Source organism: Pseudomonas sp. GW822-FHT03F08 (assembly GCF_058801265.1).
The window spans coordinates 433,788-447,715 of record NZ_JBXANC010000003.1 but is presented as its reverse complement, the minus strand read 5'-3'; the positions used below and the strand labels follow the sequence as shown (position 1 = coordinate 447,715).

Annotated in this window: 14 protein-coding genes; 5 read left to right on the top strand and 9 right to left on the bottom strand. The window is 55.1% G+C overall.

All coding sequences use genetic code 11. The features are described from left to right. The first annotated feature begins 34 nt into the window (after nt 1-34). Nucleotides 35-955, top strand: a complete 921-nt coding sequence (locus tag AC1RME_RS09115; RefSeq protein ID WP_176504901.1) for a DHH family protein — start codon at nt 35-37, stop codon at nt 953-955. Between the two features lie 5 nt (nt 956-960). On the opposite strand, the gene AC1RME_RS09110 is transcribed toward AC1RME_RS09115, so the two are convergent. Next, nucleotides 961-1,170 (bottom strand): hypothetical protein, encoded by a 210-nt coding sequence (locus tag AC1RME_RS09110; protein WP_096822539.1) that lies wholly within the window; start codon nt 1,168-1,170, stop codon nt 961-963. 420 nt (nt 1,171-1,590) lie between these two features. On the opposite strand from AC1RME_RS09110, the gene AC1RME_RS09105 reads away from it, so the two are divergent. Next, nucleotides 1,591-3,081: a helix-turn-helix transcriptional regulator gene (locus AC1RME_RS09105; RefSeq protein WP_096822538.1), complete on the top strand. Its 1,491-nt coding sequence runs from the start codon at nt 1,591-1,593 to the stop codon at nt 3,079-3,081. A gap of 132 nt (nt 3,082-3,213) precedes the next feature. After that, the gene (locus AC1RME_RS09100) at nt 3,214-3,444 is read left to right on the top strand and encodes a DUF1652 domain-containing protein (protein ID WP_096822537.1); all 231 of its coding nucleotides are present in this window, start codon (nt 3,214-3,216) and stop codon (nt 3,442-3,444) included. A gap of 225 nt (nt 3,445-3,669) precedes the next feature. Here AC1RME_RS09100 and AC1RME_RS09095 read toward each other — a convergent pair whose 3' ends face one another. Together AC1RME_RS09095 and AC1RME_RS09090 are read right to left on the bottom strand one after the other, a co-directional pair. After that, nucleotides 3,670-4,704: a hypothetical protein gene (locus tag AC1RME_RS09095; protein ID WP_493072237.1), complete on the bottom strand. Its 1,035-nt coding sequence runs from the start codon at nt 4,702-4,704 to the stop codon at nt 3,670-3,672. After that, a complete protein-coding gene (locus AC1RME_RS09090) occupies nt 4,701-6,281 on the bottom strand; it encodes an AAA family ATPase (protein ID WP_493091012.1) in 1,581 nt (526 codons plus the stop codon). Before AC1RME_RS09090 ends, AC1RME_RS09095 begins: the two co-directional genes overlap by 4 nt. 560 nt (nt 6,282-6,841) lie before the next feature. Here AC1RME_RS09090 and AC1RME_RS09085 point away from each other — a divergent pair. After that, complete coding sequence (locus tag AC1RME_RS09085; protein WP_255261914.1) at nt 6,842-7,495, top strand: TRIC cation channel family protein; 654 nt, start codon at nt 6,842-6,844, stop codon at nt 7,493-7,495. Between the two features lie 45 nt (nt 7,496-7,540). Here AC1RME_RS09085 and AC1RME_RS09080 read toward each other — a convergent pair whose 3' ends face one another. Both AC1RME_RS09080 and AC1RME_RS09075 read right to left on the bottom strand, forming a co-directional pair. Beyond that, nucleotides 7,541-8,308: an SDR family oxidoreductase gene (locus tag AC1RME_RS09080; protein WP_085687598.1), complete on the bottom strand. Its 768-nt coding sequence runs from the start codon at nt 8,306-8,308 to the stop codon at nt 7,541-7,543. A gap of 38 nt (nt 8,309-8,346) precedes the next feature. Beyond that, complete coding sequence (locus AC1RME_RS09075; RefSeq protein WP_096820222.1) at nt 8,347-9,414, bottom strand: phosphotransferase family protein; 1,068 nt, start codon at nt 9,412-9,414, stop codon at nt 8,347-8,349. Between the two features lie 190 nt (nt 9,415-9,604). Here AC1RME_RS09075 and AC1RME_RS09070 point away from each other — a divergent pair, with 190 nt between their 5' ends. Further along, complete coding sequence (locus AC1RME_RS09070; RefSeq protein WP_085732036.1) at nt 9,605-10,000, top strand: DUF4280 domain-containing protein; 396 nt, start codon at nt 9,605-9,607, stop codon at nt 9,998-10,000. A gap of 1 nt (nt 10,001) precedes the next feature. On the opposite strand, the gene AC1RME_RS09065 is transcribed toward AC1RME_RS09070, so the two are convergent. From AC1RME_RS09065 to AC1RME_RS09050, 4 genes are all read right to left on the bottom strand, one after another. After that, nucleotides 10,002-10,544, bottom strand: a complete 543-nt coding sequence (locus tag AC1RME_RS09065) for a toxin-antitoxin system YwqK family antitoxin (protein ID WP_493091009.1) — start codon at nt 10,542-10,544, stop codon at nt 10,002-10,004. Between the two features lie 12 nt (nt 10,545-10,556). Next, the gene (tssI, locus tag AC1RME_RS09060) at nt 10,557-12,566 is read right to left on the bottom strand and encodes a type VI secretion system tip protein VgrG (protein WP_096820220.1); all 2,010 of its coding nucleotides are present in this window, start codon (nt 12,564-12,566) and stop codon (nt 10,557-10,559) included. A gap of 11 nt (nt 12,567-12,577) precedes the next feature. Continuing rightward, nucleotides 12,578-13,147, bottom strand: a complete 570-nt coding sequence (locus AC1RME_RS09055) for a hypothetical protein (protein ID WP_096820219.1) — start codon at nt 13,145-13,147, stop codon at nt 12,578-12,580. Nucleotides 13,148-13,244: 97 nt separating this feature from the next. Beyond that, the gene (locus AC1RME_RS09050; RefSeq protein WP_096820218.1) at nt 13,245-13,907 is read right to left on the bottom strand and encodes a hypothetical protein; all 663 of its coding nucleotides are present in this window, start codon (nt 13,905-13,907) and stop codon (nt 13,245-13,247) included. Nucleotides 13,908-13,928: the final 21 nt, after the last annotated feature.

The window sequence follows — 13,928 nt, the reverse complement described above, 5'->3', positions numbered from 1 at the left end:
CTGAAAAGGAAGTCAGGGACGCGCAATGTCGCCCATCAAAGTCATCACCTCAGGCTCGGCGTATCTGGACATCGACGCCTACGCCTGCTGCATCGCCTACGCAGAACTGCTCAACCTGCAAGGCATTCCCGCCCGCGCCGTCAGTAGCGCAAAAACCAACGCCAGCGTTTCGAACACCGTGCTCGGCTGGGGCGCGGTGCTGCACGATTACCGCCCGACTTCGAACGACGAGTTCGTGCTGGTCGACGTCTCCGATTACCACCATTTCGACCCGATGGTCGCACTCGATCGGGTGGTGGAAGTCATCGACCATCATCCGGGCTTCGAAGACCATTGGGCACAGACACTCGGATCTGCCGCCGACATTCGCATGATCGGCGCGGCGGCAACTCAGGTTTTCCAACGTTGGGAAACGGCAGGTTTGATTTCGAAGATCAGCGAACAAAGCGCCGCGCTGCTGGCCACGGCGATTCTGGACAACACGCTGAATTTCACCGGGCAGATGACCACAACGGCGGACATCGAAGCCTACGCCGAACTCGCGCCACACGGGAAACTCACGGCGGACTGGCCCGAGCAATACTTCCTCGAATGTCAGGCGGCCATCGAATCAGACATGTCGGCTGCATTGGCCGCCGATCTCAAACGCATGAAACCCGAAAGCCGGTTGCCTGAGGTTTTTGCGCAGATGACCGTATGGGATGCCGACGCGCTGATCGAAAGGTATCACAGCGAGATTTGCCGCTGGATGGACGGGCAGGGTGATGACTGGTTGCTGAACGTCATCTGCATCAGCCAACGCAAAAGTTGTTTGCTGGCCGAACCCGTGGTCAGCCAGCAGAAGTTGAGTCGTTTGCTGCCGATGGAATGGCAGGCTGGATTGGCGGTTCTAAAGCCCTCGATCTTGCGCAAGGAACTACTGAGCCTGGGGCTGAACGCAAACTCAGGCGGGTGAAGTGATTACCCGGGATTGTCGGTTTTACTCGCCGCGCCTTTTCGTCGTTCAACGCCATTCGGGTTGCCAACGTCCAGCAATCGTCTTTCCACCAGCACGTTCTCGAGCGCCTGGCGTTCGGCTGGCGCCATCTGGTGTTCGCGCTTTTTCAGCTCCAGCAGGATGGGGCTGGACCAGGTGCGATAGGTCTGTTCGATGAGGCGGTTGGATGTCATCAGTCTCTCCTTGATCAAGAGCCCGGTGTAGCAGGCAGGGGCTCAATCCGATGAGGTACTAACGTTAGTCGAGAAAGCCGAAAGTCGCGAACGCCGCCGGTGGGAGCTGACGAGACCAATCGTCGCACCGTCGCAGACGTCCGGGCCGAGCCATCCGTGTTTCGCGTCGGCTATGACGACCCGCAGCTGCGCAATGAATTGCTGATCCACGAGCCGATCCACGTGGTGATGCCGGCGGATCACCCGTTGGCCCGGCGCGACGTATCGGGCGGACGATGCCTCGCCGGTGCTCAAGCTGTTTCTGGATACGCTGCGCGAACTGGTCGATCACACATCGCGATAATCAGGGACAAAGTTGCCCGGCACGATCACAACGGCCTGCGGTCGTAAACTTCACATGCGTGCATTTGTGGAGAGCCAATGAGCCGGGACGTCCTGACCACCGAAACCAATCGCCGTCAGTTGCAGCAGATCATTGCCGGCCTGTCCGACGGGGTGATTCTGCTGGAACTCGACCAGACGATTCTCTGGGCCAACGAGGCGGCGCTGGCGATGCATGGCGTCAGTCGCATCGGCGAGTTGGGCAACAACGCCGGGGAATACGTCGAGCGTTTCAATCTGCGTTATCGCAACAACCATACGCTGACGCTGGAGCAGTACCCGATCAGCCGTGTGGCCGCCGGCGAGACCTTCAGCGACGTGCTGGTCGAAGTCACCCCGCGCAGCGATGAGGAGCGCACCTGGGTGCACAGCGTGCGCAGCATGGTGTTGACCGACCGCGACGGCGAGACCGAGTCGTTGGTGCTGATCATGAGCGACGTCACCGATTGGGCCAACGCCGAGCAGCGCTTCGAAAAAACCTTCAATGCCAACCCGGCGCCGGCAGTGATCTGCCGCCTCAGCGATCTGCGTTACATCAAGGTCAATCCGGGGTTCCTGGAAATGACCGGCTACACCCGCGATCAGGTGATCGGCGCCTCGACCTATGAACTGGATATTCTCGAACAGGCCGAGCGCAAGGACCTGGCGATCCAGCGCCTGCGCGATGTCGCGACCATTCCGCAGATGCAGGCTGAATTGCGTCTGCCGGACGGTGGCAGCAAGCAGGTGATCGTGGCGGGGCAGCCGCTGGTGCTCAATGACGAGGACTGCATGCTGTTTTCGTTCGTCGACATGGAGCCTCGGCACAAGGCCGAAGTCGCCTTGCGCCAAAGTGAAGAGCGGTTCGCCAAGGCCTTTCGCCTGACCCCGGTGCCGATCCTGATTTGCAGTGCCGACGAGCAGCGGCTGATCGACGTCAATCAGGCCTTTCTCGATACCCTGGCTTACGAGAGCGACGACGTGCTCGGCAAGACCGTCGCGCAACTGGAATTCATCGATGAACCGGCGGAACGCGCCCGGTTGCTGGCGGCGCTGGAGAAGACCGGTCGGGTCGATCGCGTCGATATGCGGATCCGCAAGAAAGACGCCGAATTGCTGGAGTGCGCGGTGTCCGCCGACACCGTCAACATTCAGGACACGGTGTGCTATCTGCTGGTGCTGATGGACATCACCGAACGCAAGCGCACCGAGCTTGAGCTGGTGGCGGCGATTGAAGAGGTGATGAAGGATGCTTCGTGGTTCAGCCGTACGCTGATCGAAAAACTGGCGAATGTGAAGAAGGTCAATTCGCCGCAACTGCCGAGCGTGTCGTTCACCGATCTCACCGCCCGCGAGCGCGATGTGCTGGGGCTGATCTGTGAGGGGTTGGCGGACAAGGAGATTGCCGCGCGGTTGAAGCTGGCGCCGAACACGGTGCGCAATCATGTGGCGACGGTGTATTCGAAGCTGGATGTGCACAGTCGCAGTGAGGCGATTGTCTGGGCTCGGGAGCGTGGGTTGTTTTCGGGGGGTGGTCGGGGGCAGTGGTAAGGTGCAAATGCACTAGTTCTCAAGGTGCAAATGGGGGTTTAGAGTGGGCGGCGTGCTACTTAGTCTGTTGGAGTGCAATACGAGTTTTTGCCCGTGTAGCGTCCCTTCGAAGTAGCTAAAGGAACGGTCCATATGATGAATCTGGCACAGTTGCGAGTGCAGCTTGAGCGCAGTTTTTTGCCACTCGCGTGTGAGTGTCTGGTGGATGGTGATCATTCATTGACGGTGAAGCTTTATCATCCGGTGTCGGGGCAGGTGGATCTGGTGATTAGTGGATTGCGGCTGAATTCGCTGCGTACGCCAGAGTCAATTGAGGCTTTAATTGAAGAGTTGAGATATGAGTTGGAGAGTAACTTGTTATAGTGCTCTTGCGCTTTTTTCTTTGTACAAGGGATCGGTAATATCTGAAGAATATACAACAGTATTTAGTTGGGGGTGGAGGGTGTTGTGGTGGCAGTTTTTTTGGGGGGGGGTATGTCGGTAATTTACTTGTCGGTATATGAGAAGTTGATTGATAATGCGTGAGTGGTGTGAAGTGCACTTCTGTTTGTTAGCTAGTGCACTTTTGTATCGAGTGCTGTTTTGATTTTATCTTATCGGTTTTTGTAGGCATACTCCCCAGGAAGCAACCATTCTTGATAAGTTTAGATATGCAGAGTCTCGTCCGTTATCTATTGCTTCGGATAGCTTATGTATTGTCATGGACTTCATAAGATCAATAGAATGATCTAAGAAATGATTGCCTAGTGAACCACAGATAAAGGTATCGAGGATCTGCTCAGTGTTGCTGGGGAGCAAGTCTTCCCAGTATTTTTCTCCCTGGGTTTTGTCGAGTTCGAGAGCCTCCTTGATGGAAATTCCTTTTTTGTGATCAAGAAATTTTCTGATGGCTGGGGAAATGTCTGAGAATTTTTGTAGCTCAGGATTATTTGTTTTTTCGAGAGCTTTTTTTGCGATAGCCCAAGGTACTAGATTCTCTGCTTCGGTACATTCCAAGATATGAAGCCAGTATCCTTGACCCCAACCGCACTTATATGAAGAAAATCGCGAGGCTGTATCCTTCGCTCCTTCTTTTGGATGTTTTTTATCACTATCCAATATGCACAGTATTAGATCTTTTTGATTTAGGTGATACTCAAATGACTCGATTGTTGGATTTCCTCCACCTGATACTTTCCTGAATTTTGTATTATATATGCCGAGTAGTTTTTCATTTCTTAGGTGGACTTTGCCACCTAGCTCATAAAACTCCACGTCTGAGAGGTTTTCTGCAACGAATATTGGTGGTTGAACCGATGCGCTGTCAGTGAAGTAAGAATAGCTAATGGTTATTTTGTTAGGCTCTGAATAGTCGAAGCTTTTTATTCCTGTAAAGTCTACTTCTATCGAGAAGTCGAAGCTGTTTATGGAGGCTTTTGCAAGTCTTGAGTTCTCTTTGAGTTCATGCAGTACTTGAAGTTGATATCCGTGTATTAGATTGGAGGAAATAAGGCTTTCGATTTTTTTTGCAGGCATCCATAACACATGCTTTCCTTCACCATAGGCTAGAAGAATATTGTTTATAGCCTTCAGTTTTTCTGGTGACTTTGTCAGGTCGCCTGTTTCATTAATAACTATGATCATGGCGACAAAAATCCAGCTGGCCAACTAACAAGATACCCTGAATCGTTAAATGTCGAGTGCGATGTTTTCGTAAAGCCGCTTTTATCTTTTTCGAATAAGGTGATGTTTACATCGTCTAGGCTTATTTGCTTTTCTTCTATGCATTCGCCAATGGCATCGATAATGTGCTTGCTGTGTGTTTCTAAAACAAAGCAAAAATTCTGTGAGTTCTGGAGGTTTGCTATTTTGGCAATGGCTCGTCCAAATTTGTATTGAAGTTCTGGGTGGAGATGGAGTTCGGGCTGTTCTATAGCTAATATAAGTTGAGGGGAATCACTTGGGCGGAAGGGTGCCTTTTTTACCTTTATATTGTTTTCAAGCCATATGGATACAATAATTGGTAGGAGTTGTGAATAGCCGAACCCCATATCGCTAACGTTATGGAAGTTAGAGGCACTACTTTCTTTGATTTCGATGGCGTAGTGTGATCCTGTATTTGTAAGTTGTAATTCGAAACCAAAATTTTCATGTATCCAGGTATTTAGCTGCGCGCGCTCTGTTTTTTTTAAAGAATTAATGACCATCGGAAGATTTGATCCCGTATGATCTACTTCTGCGACTTGGAGGTCTTGATAACGATAGAAGCGTTCAGCAGAAGCCCTGACTGGGCCGAGATATTTCACGCCTGAGTAAAAATTTGTGAGAGCGGAATCAATTGCTTTTAAGAATTTATGTAAGTTTGCGCCAAGGATATAACTAAAGCATTCGTCAACTACATTTTCTTTGTTTGATGTCAGGTCAGATAGTAGTTTTTTGTTACTGTTGAATAATTTTTTAAGTTCGGTGTGTGTTTTGTTTTTTGGTTGTAGCTTGATGCTGGTTGCGGCGGATATTAGTTGTTCTCTTTTTTTGTTTTGTGCATTTTCTCCAAGGGCGTAGTCAGCAAGCATTTCTCTGAATACAAAGCGAATCCTTTCCGTTGGCCAAAAGCTAAAGAGGTTTTTTGATTTTTTTCGGTCGGAAAAATCAATAGGGATCAGGTTTCCTTTTTCAATTATCTCTATCTCCTCGAATCCCTTGAATAGGGTTTTTTCTCCGACTTTTAGTTCAATGCTTATTACTGTTTCTTCTTTATAAAGTATCTCTATGGTGGTTTCGGCTGTTTGGATGCTGATTCTGTTTATAGTGTCTAGGTGGGTGTCTCTACTAATGCCAAGTGTAAATTTTATTGGGAAATTATTCGATGCGGTCTTTTGAGTGGGATTGAATTTTTTAATGAAGTTAGAGGCCATTTGGTCTAGGGTATCAATTTCTTCCTGTATGGATACCTCTAGGTTGAAGTCGAAGAATATTTCTTTCGCCTTTAGATTGGTAGCGGTTTTGATGTCTCCGAAATCAACAAAGCTTCCATACCAAAGTATTGGGTTTTTAGTGTCTGCTTGAACTGATTGCCTTAATAGGGGAAATGTCCTTAGTAGCGAGCTTTTTCCGCAGCTATTTTTTCCGACTAAAATATTTATTTTCTTAAGTGGAATATGTTCATTATCTTCGCCGAAGCTTCTTAAATTTCTGACTCTGATTGATTTTAAGTGTTTCATATACGTCCTTATATAAAGCTCGTTTAGTCTGTCTCGGCTTTTGACTTCAAGGTTAATGGTGGTCGAGATGTCACATTGCCATGAGTATTCTAGTTTTTAAAAGGCGCTACTAGCAAATTTTTTCGTCTCACAAGATAGCGTTACTATTGAATAGCCTACGTATTCGGGCAAGACCTCTCATACATTCTTGCCTTCTATCTTAGGGGTATCAGCGTTATATGAGCCGAAAAATGGCTTAGCTATAGTCCGGAATTCCAATCCACTGGCGCAAGCGGGGCGGTCGGCTATAAAGAATGAGTGGTTAGGTCTTCCGTGGTCGATTCGGTCGCGGGAGTGGCTCTTCCATTTACCGCGGGTTGAAATATGAACAATCCTGGGAAACGCGTGTTGCCGTTAGCTTTTTTCACCGTTTTACTAGTGGGCTGTGCCAGTCCTCCACCCCCTCCGCCGGCCGCGCCGCCTCCGCCACCTGAACGCACCTGTCAGGTGATGGAAAATACCGAGGTCGCCGGTGACATGTATGCCGACGGGCAGGTAACCCGACACATCACCAAGACTCGTTGCGTCACTCAATAACGCACGCGCCGTCGAAGGCGCGGGTCGAGTGGATTGTGCTGGTGGCCGATCTGGTCGGCACGGCGGTGTTTGCGGTTGAAGGCGCGATTGCGGCGATGCGCAGTCAGCTCGATCTGCTCGGGGTGATGGTGATTGCCTTTATCGTCGCACTCGGCGGCGGGGTGACCCGTGATCTGTTGATCGGCGCTACACCACCCAAGGCTGTGGCTGACTGGCGTTATCCGGCGCTGGCGTTTGCCATGGGCGGGGTGGCGTTTGTTTTTCATGAACTGGTGCTGGGCTGGTCCGGTTCGACCTTGATCGTGCTGGACGCGGCGGGGTTGGCGCTGTTTGCCGTGGCCGGGGCGCAGAAAGCGTTGAATTTCGGGATCTCGCCGTTTGTGTCCATGCTGATGGGCACGATTACCGGCGTCGGTGGCGGGGTGCTGCGTGACATCGTGCTGGCGCGGGTGCCGGTGGTGTTGCAGGCGGATTTGTATGCCAGTTCGGCGTTTGTCGGCGCAGCGGTGTTGATCATCGGGCGCAGGCTGGGGGTTCCGCCAGTGGCTGCGGCGTTGCTGGCGGGGGCGGCGTGTTTGTTGTTGCGGTTGTTGTCGGTGCATTTTGGCTGGCAGTTGCCGAAGGTTCTGGAGGCATGAAAAAGGCAGCCCTTGGGCTGCCTTTTCGTTTGCGTCAGAAGCGGATCAGGACAGGAAACCGCCGTCCACGTTCAGCGACACGCCGGTGGTGTAGCTCGACGCATCGCTTGCCAGGTACAGCACGGCGCCGGCCATTTCGCTCGGGTCGGCTACGCGTTTTAGCGGGATCTGTGTCAGGGCCTGTTTCAGGATCGCGTCGTTCTTCACCAGGGCCGAGGCGAATTTGGTGTCGGTCAGGCCCGGCAGCAGGGCGTTGCAGCGGATGCCGAATTGCGCGCATTCCTTGGCGAAGACTTTGGTCATGTTGATCACGGCGGCTTTGGTCACCGAGTAGATGCCCTGGAAGATCCCCGGCGAAATGCCGTTGATCGACGCCACGTTGATGATGCTGCCGCCACCGTTTTCGCGCATCAGCTTGCCGGCTTCCACCGACATGAAGAAGTAGCCGCGGATGTTCACGTCGACGGTTTTCTGGAAGGCGCCGAGGTCGGTGTCCAGCACGTTGCAGAACTGCGGGTTGGTCGCGGCGTTGTTGACCAGAATGTCGAGGCGCCCGAACTGTTCCTTGATCCCGGCGAAGACCTGGCTGATCTGTTCCATTTCGCCGATGTGGCAGGCGACCGCTGTGGCCTTGCCGCCGGCGGCGATGATGGCGTCGGCCACGTGTTGGCAGCCTTCGAGTTTGCGGCTCGAAACGATCACATGGGCGCCTTGCTGGGCCAGCAGTTTGGCGATGGCTTCACCGATGCCACGGCTGGCGCCGGAGACGAAAGCGATCTTGCCGTCGAGGTCGAACAACTGAGTCTTGGACATGGGATTCCCTTGTAGTAAGCCTTGTTATAACGCCGTCATCAGAGGCTGGATTTGGCAATGACCTGCAGGCTCATGTGCTCCAGCAGTTTGTTCATGTGAATGAACTGCGCGAAGCGTTTGTCCTGGGTCTGGCCATGGAAGAAGCGGTAGTAGATCTGCTGCACGATGCCGGCCAGACGGAACAGGCCGTAGGTGTAGTAGAAGTCGAAATTGTCGATCTGGATGCCGGAACGCTCGGCGTAGTAGTCGACGAATTCGCGGCGGGTCAGCATGCCCGGGGCGTGGCTCGGTTGGCGGCGCATCAGTTGCACCGGTGCCGGGTCGTCGGCCTGGATCCAGTAGGCGAGGGTGTTGCCCAGGTCCATCAGCGGATCGCCGAGGGTGGTCAGTTCCCAGTCGAGCACGCCGATGATCTGCATCGGGTTGTTCGGGTCGAGGATGACGTTGTCGAAGCGGTAGTCGTTGTGGACGATGCTGGAAGTCGGGTGATCGGCCGGCATCTTGTCGTTGAGCCAGGCTTTGACCTTTTCCCAGTGCGGTGCATCCGGGGTCAGGGCTTTTTCGTAGCGTTCGCTCCAGCCTTTGATCTGGCGGGCGACGTAGCCTTCAGGCTTGCCCAGATCGCCGAGGCCGCAGGCGTTGTAATCGACCCGGTGCAGCTCGACGAAACGATCGATGAAGCTCTTGCACAGGGCTTCGGTTTTCGCCGAATCCAGGCCCAGTTCCGGTGGCAGGTCCGAGCGCAGGATGATCCCCTTGACCCGTTCCATCACGTAGAACTCGGCGCCGATCACCGAATCGTCGGTGCAGTGCACGTAGGCTTTCGGGCAATACGGGAAGCCGTCGCGCAACTGGTTGAGGATGCGAAATTCGCGGCCCATGTCGTGGGCGGACTTGGCCTTGTGGCCGAACGGCGGACGGCGCAGGACGAATTCCTGATCCGGGTATTCCAGCAGGTAGGTCAGGTTCGACGCGCCGCCGGGAAACTGGCTGATCTGCGGCGTGCCGGTCAGGCCCGGAATGTGCGCCTTGAGGTACGGATCGATCAGGCTGGCATCGAGTTCTTCGCCAGAGCGGATACGGGTGGACTGGTCAGTAAGCGCCATGCTTATCCCTTCTGCTTATTTTGGAGGCCAGACATCATTGGCTAATCTAATGGCGCGCTCGGGCGGTCACAAGCGCGGTTCGGTCTTATAGGTTAGCGTGTTGCACGATAATCACCTTTGGGAATGTGCGCGGCGGGCCGCTGGCGACTAAGGTTTAGCGCGAATGCCTTGTTCAGAAAGGAGCTTTGAAATGGGCTGCCCGCAAGTCTGTGCCAGCGCCACCCTGCAATGCAGTTTCGGCGCCGCGCCGGCAGTGCTCAACGTGCTGCCGGTCAACCGCACGCTGACCGGCGGAATGCCGGCGGCGAACATCATGGATCACATTCCGCTGGTCAACGTCACCACGTTCGGCATGTGCATGAGCATGGCCAACCCGATGGTCGCCGCCGCCACTGCCGCAGCGCTGGGTGTGTTGACGCCGATGCCGTGCATTCCCGCCACCGCCTCGCCGTGGATCCCCGGCGGCGCGCCGACCTTGCTGCTGGGCGGGATGCCGGCGATCGATGCCAACAGCACGTTGATGTGCAACTGGGCGGGGGTGATCAAGATCGTGATGCCGGGGCAGATGCAGATGTTGATTCCCTGAGTCAGGCCTGCGCCGGATCCGTCCATTTGCGATACCACCAGCGCACCCGGGAAATCGGCTTGCCATCGGCATCCAGCGGCCGCCCGTCCTCGGCGAACCCGTGCTCCGGTTCCATCAACTGCCCATTCAGATAACGCGCATCCACCGCCGGTTTGCCGTTCGGGTGAAAGCGCTGATAGCGACCCTCACGCACGCCGTCGCGATAGAACTCGGCCTCCGCCACTTGTCCGTCGGGAAAGTAATTGAACGCCTCGCCATGCAATAACCCGCGCCGGTAGGTGGCCTTGCGCTGCAACCAGCCCTCGGGCGCGTAGAAACTGGCGATGCCCTGCAGTTTGTCGCGCACGAACGGCATCTGCGCCGACACCTTGCCGTTGGGGTGATAGAGCAGGGACGTGCCCTGCAATTCGCCCTGACTGTAATTCAGGTCTGCCTGTTGGCGACCGTCATCCTTGATGCTCAACGGACCATCGAGTTGCCCGTCCTGCAGACGCCCCTTGAGGTGTTTGTCATCCTGCTGCAAATCCAGCGGTATGATCGCCATGGTGACTCCGTGTCAGTTGACCTGCACCAGCCCGCCCTTGATGGTCAGCATGCCGCCGCCGTCCACGGTCTGCGAGGCCGCACCCTTGTTGGTCAGGCTGATGCCGGCATCATTGGTCAATGTTGTCCCGGCCTTGTTGTCCAGCGAGGTGCCGGCCTGGTTGGTCATGGCGGTGCCGGCCTTCTGGGTGATCGAAGTGCTGGCGGAGGTCGCCAGATCCGCGCCGCTCTTGATCGTGAAACTGCCGCCGCTTTGCAGCGTGAGGGTGCCGCTGACCTTGATTGTCAGGTTGCCGTCCACCGTCAGGCTGTAATCGCCCGTGACCTTGTCGGTGTAGTTGCCGCCGGTGCTGTGGGTCTGGTCGGCGCCGACCTTCACGGTGCGACTGTCCTTCACATCGAGGCTGTCGCTGCCGGTCTGGATGGTCACGCTGCGTTTGCCTTTCTCAAGCGTCACGGTTTCGTCGCCTTCCTTGACCGTGCGGGTGCGGGCGTTCTGCACCGTGAGGGTTTCGTCGTGGCCGACGGTGGCGGTGGTGTCGTTGAGCACGTTGATCTTCAGGTCTTTCTGCGCTTGCAGGAACACTTCTTCGGCATCCTTCTTGTCCTCGAAACGCAGCTCGTTGAAACCGCCGCCGCCCTTGGACGACTGGGTCTTGATCCCTGATTGAGTCTGGTTGGCGGGCAAGGCATAGGGCAGGGCGTTGTCGCCGTTGTAGACGCATCCGGTGACCAGCGGCCGATCCGGATCGCCGTCGATAAAGGTCACGATGACTTCCTGGCCGATGCGCGGCACAAACTGCATGCCGAACCCCTTGCCGCTCCACGGCAACACCACGCGCACCCAGCAGGAGCTGGTTTCATCGTTCTTGCCGTCGCGATCCCAGGGGAACTGCAACTTGATCCGGCCGTACTCGTCGGTCCAGATTTCTTCCCCGGACTTGCCGACCACGAGGGCGGTCTGCGGATGCATGCGCGGTTTGGGTGTGGTGCGTTGCGGGCGAAAGGGCGTGGCTTTGGGAATCGCTTCGAAGCGGTTGCGATAGCTTTCGTGGCTGGCGTCGTGGGTGACGTGCGTGACCACCCAATCGATATTCAGGCTCGCATCGTCATGGCCGTCGAGGGTGAACCAGTGGCCCGGGATCAGCCAGCGGCAATCGCTTTCGCCGACGAAACGTTTCTCTTCACTGCGCAAACCGTCGACCCGTTGCTTGGTCAGCGCATCACCCCGAGCCTTGGCGTTGTAACCACCGGGATGCTCGTAGATCGAACGCGGCCCGGCCACGGCCTCCGCCTGGCCATAGAGCGAGGTGGTCGGCGTGGTGAACTCGTAATCCGTCGCTCGATACACGCCCGCGACAGCCTGCACGCACACCTGGCCGGAGCGGATGCCGTGCAGCTCACGTTCACCCATTTGCTGACCCAGATACTTGACCTTCGGACCGTTGGGGATCTGCACGAAGGCATCATTGCTGTCCCCGAGTACCAGCGTGTGCTTGCCGTCCTCGTGGGTGAAAAACCAGAAGATGCCTTCCTCTTCCAGCAACCGTGAGACAAAGGCGAAATCGGTTTCGCCGTACTGCACGCAGTATTCGCGGGGGGTGTAGCTGCCGGTCAGCGACAGTTTGAAATCGGTGAAACCGTGGGCCTTGAAGATCGTGGTGACGATGTCCGAAGTGGCGAGGTTCTGGAACACCCGGTTGTTGCTGGCCAGGGTCAGCCACCAGAGCCACGGACGCAATACGAGTTGATAGCGCTCGGCGGTGGCGTCGGCAGGGAGTTGGCGGATTTCGGCGACCAGTGCGTCGAAGGGACGGAGTTGGGCGTCGTTGTGCAGGGTGGTGGTAACGTGAGTGGCGACAGCGCTGGTCAGGGTGAGGGCGGTGCCGTCGTTGAGGCCGTTGAGGGTTTGCGAGCCGAGTGAGTTGAGCGATTCGTCACCGGCCAGCGAATCGGGGTAAAGCGCCGACAGCGAGGGGGCGGTGAGGGAGAGCGTGGTATTGCTGTCGGTGGAGCGGGGCATCAAATGGCCTGCTATTGATAGTTCAACTCATGAACGACAGTACTGGCATTGCCGTCCTGATAGTAGAAGTGCCACTTTGAGGTGAACGGCCAGTATCGGGCCACGTATTCACCCCAGATGACAGCATCTGTCCATGGGCCAAAATGCGTATAGGAAGTCGCGTTGTTCAGAGTAGCCGCGTTGTACTTGTCCGCCGGCAATAACCAGGAAATGTTAGTGCCGTATCTGGCCAGATCATCACGGGAGAAGACCGGTTTGTGATCGTCCTCAGTCGCCAGGTTGTAATGACGAACCCTGATAAAACCACCGTAATTCTGAATGCCTACGCAACAGCCCGTGAGATTTGCCGTAAGAAAAACAATCGGGTCGGTTCCGGTGGGGGCGGCAGGCAGGTCAATAAACAGTCCGCTGTCCTCACGCCACGCCAGGTAGTAGGCCCGATAAGGCCCGCCGGAGTTGACCAGCATGTATTGCGGACCGGAAGACGGACGTTCCAGGTCGAAGTCAACTGTTCCTGAATGAGTTGTGTCTATGTTCATCATCAGGTGTGTTTTTGTTCTTTCGAGAATACTTTTCAACATGATGACTTTTCCTTATGTCTACCACGTGCTGCCTCATTGACTCCCGTTTGATTCTTTGGAGCTGTTCTCTTGCCGTCCGGTTTGCTTTTACCAGGCGTCAGTCCAGGAACGTTCCCAGTAAAGGCGCGTTCTTGTTAAGCCACGTGTAGTCAGATCCCCACATCAATACGGTACAGCGGTAAACCGACCAGCCGGCATCGGTTTTTACCGAGACAACCGTGTGTTCAAACCAGGTCTTCACAAACTTGTTAATGTCCTTCGCGCCTTCCTCGGCAGCCTGTTTGGCTTTGACGATAAATGCGCTGAGGTCGGTGGAGTCGCTTCCGGAAAAGTCTGCATCTGTGCGGCGAAACTTGGGGAGGGGCTCAACACCTTCAGGTAACGGATCGGGCATGTGTTTGCCGTCGGCATCATGAAAGAAGCGGTTGCCGGTTGCCGTTCCATGAACGGACAGCGCACAACCGTTCATTGAACACGTCACAACCAGCGTGCCTGTGTCCTGCCCTTTTGGGACCTCGATAGAACCTGCGTCAAAGTTTTTATAGGGGATATACCAATCGATGCCCGCCGCTGTGGCGTTCAATTGCAATACACTTTTATTGCCCGTCGAGACGGGTGAAACACTGCAGTCCGGGGTGGCGGAGCCGCCTCGCACAATCAGGGCATGGCTGCCGAAAAAGGCTTCAGGGTTTGTGCGCAGCAATGAAAGCAATGCTTCAGGCTGATCGGCCTTTTTTGAGTTTGATGAGGTATTGCCCATGGTTGAACGCCTTTTGAATAA

Bases quoted from the DNA above. Each gene is read 5' to 3' on its own strand.
- AC1RME_RS09105 (WP_096822538.1), top strand. From the start codon at position 1,591: ATGAGCCGGGACGTCCTGACCACCGAAACCAATCGCCGTCAGTTGCAG.
- AC1RME_RS09075 (WP_096820222.1), bottom strand. From the start codon at position 9,414: ATGGCGCTTACTGACCAGTCCACCCGTATCCGCTCTGGCGAAGAACTC.
- AC1RME_RS09055 (WP_096820219.1), bottom strand. From the start codon at position 13,147: ATGTTGAAAAGTATTCTCGAAAGAACAAAAACACACCTGATGATGAAC.
- AC1RME_RS09095 (WP_493072237.1), bottom strand. From the start codon at position 4,704: ATGATCATAGTTATTAATGAAACAGGCGACCTGACAAAGTCACCAGAA.
- AC1RME_RS09100 (WP_096822537.1), top strand. From the start codon at position 3,214: ATGATGAATCTGGCACAGTTGCGAGTGCAGCTTGAGCGCAGTTTTTTG.
- AC1RME_RS09080 (WP_085687598.1), bottom strand. From the start codon at position 8,308: ATGTCCAAGACTCAGTTGTTCGACCTCGACGGCAAGATCGCTTTCGTC.
- AC1RME_RS09090 (WP_493091012.1), bottom strand. From the start codon at position 6,281: ATGAAACACTTAAAATCAATCAGAGTCAGAAATTTAAGAAGCTTCGGC.
- AC1RME_RS09065 (WP_493091009.1), bottom strand. From the start codon at position 10,544: ATGGCGATCATACCGCTGGATTTGCAGCAGGATGACAAACACCTCAAG.
- AC1RME_RS09110 (WP_096822539.1), bottom strand. From the start codon at position 1,170: ATGACATCCAACCGCCTCATCGAACAGACCTATCGCACCTGGTCCAGC.
- tssI (WP_096820220.1), bottom strand. From the start codon at position 12,566: ATGCCCCGCTCCACCGACAGCAATACCACGCTCTCCCTCACCGCCCCC.
- AC1RME_RS09050 (WP_096820218.1), bottom strand. From the start codon at position 13,907: ATGGGCAATACCTCATCAAACTCAAAAAAGGCCGATCAGCCTGAAGCA.
- AC1RME_RS09070 (WP_085732036.1), top strand. From the start codon at position 9,605: ATGGGCTGCCCGCAAGTCTGTGCCAGCGCCACCCTGCAATGCAGTTTC.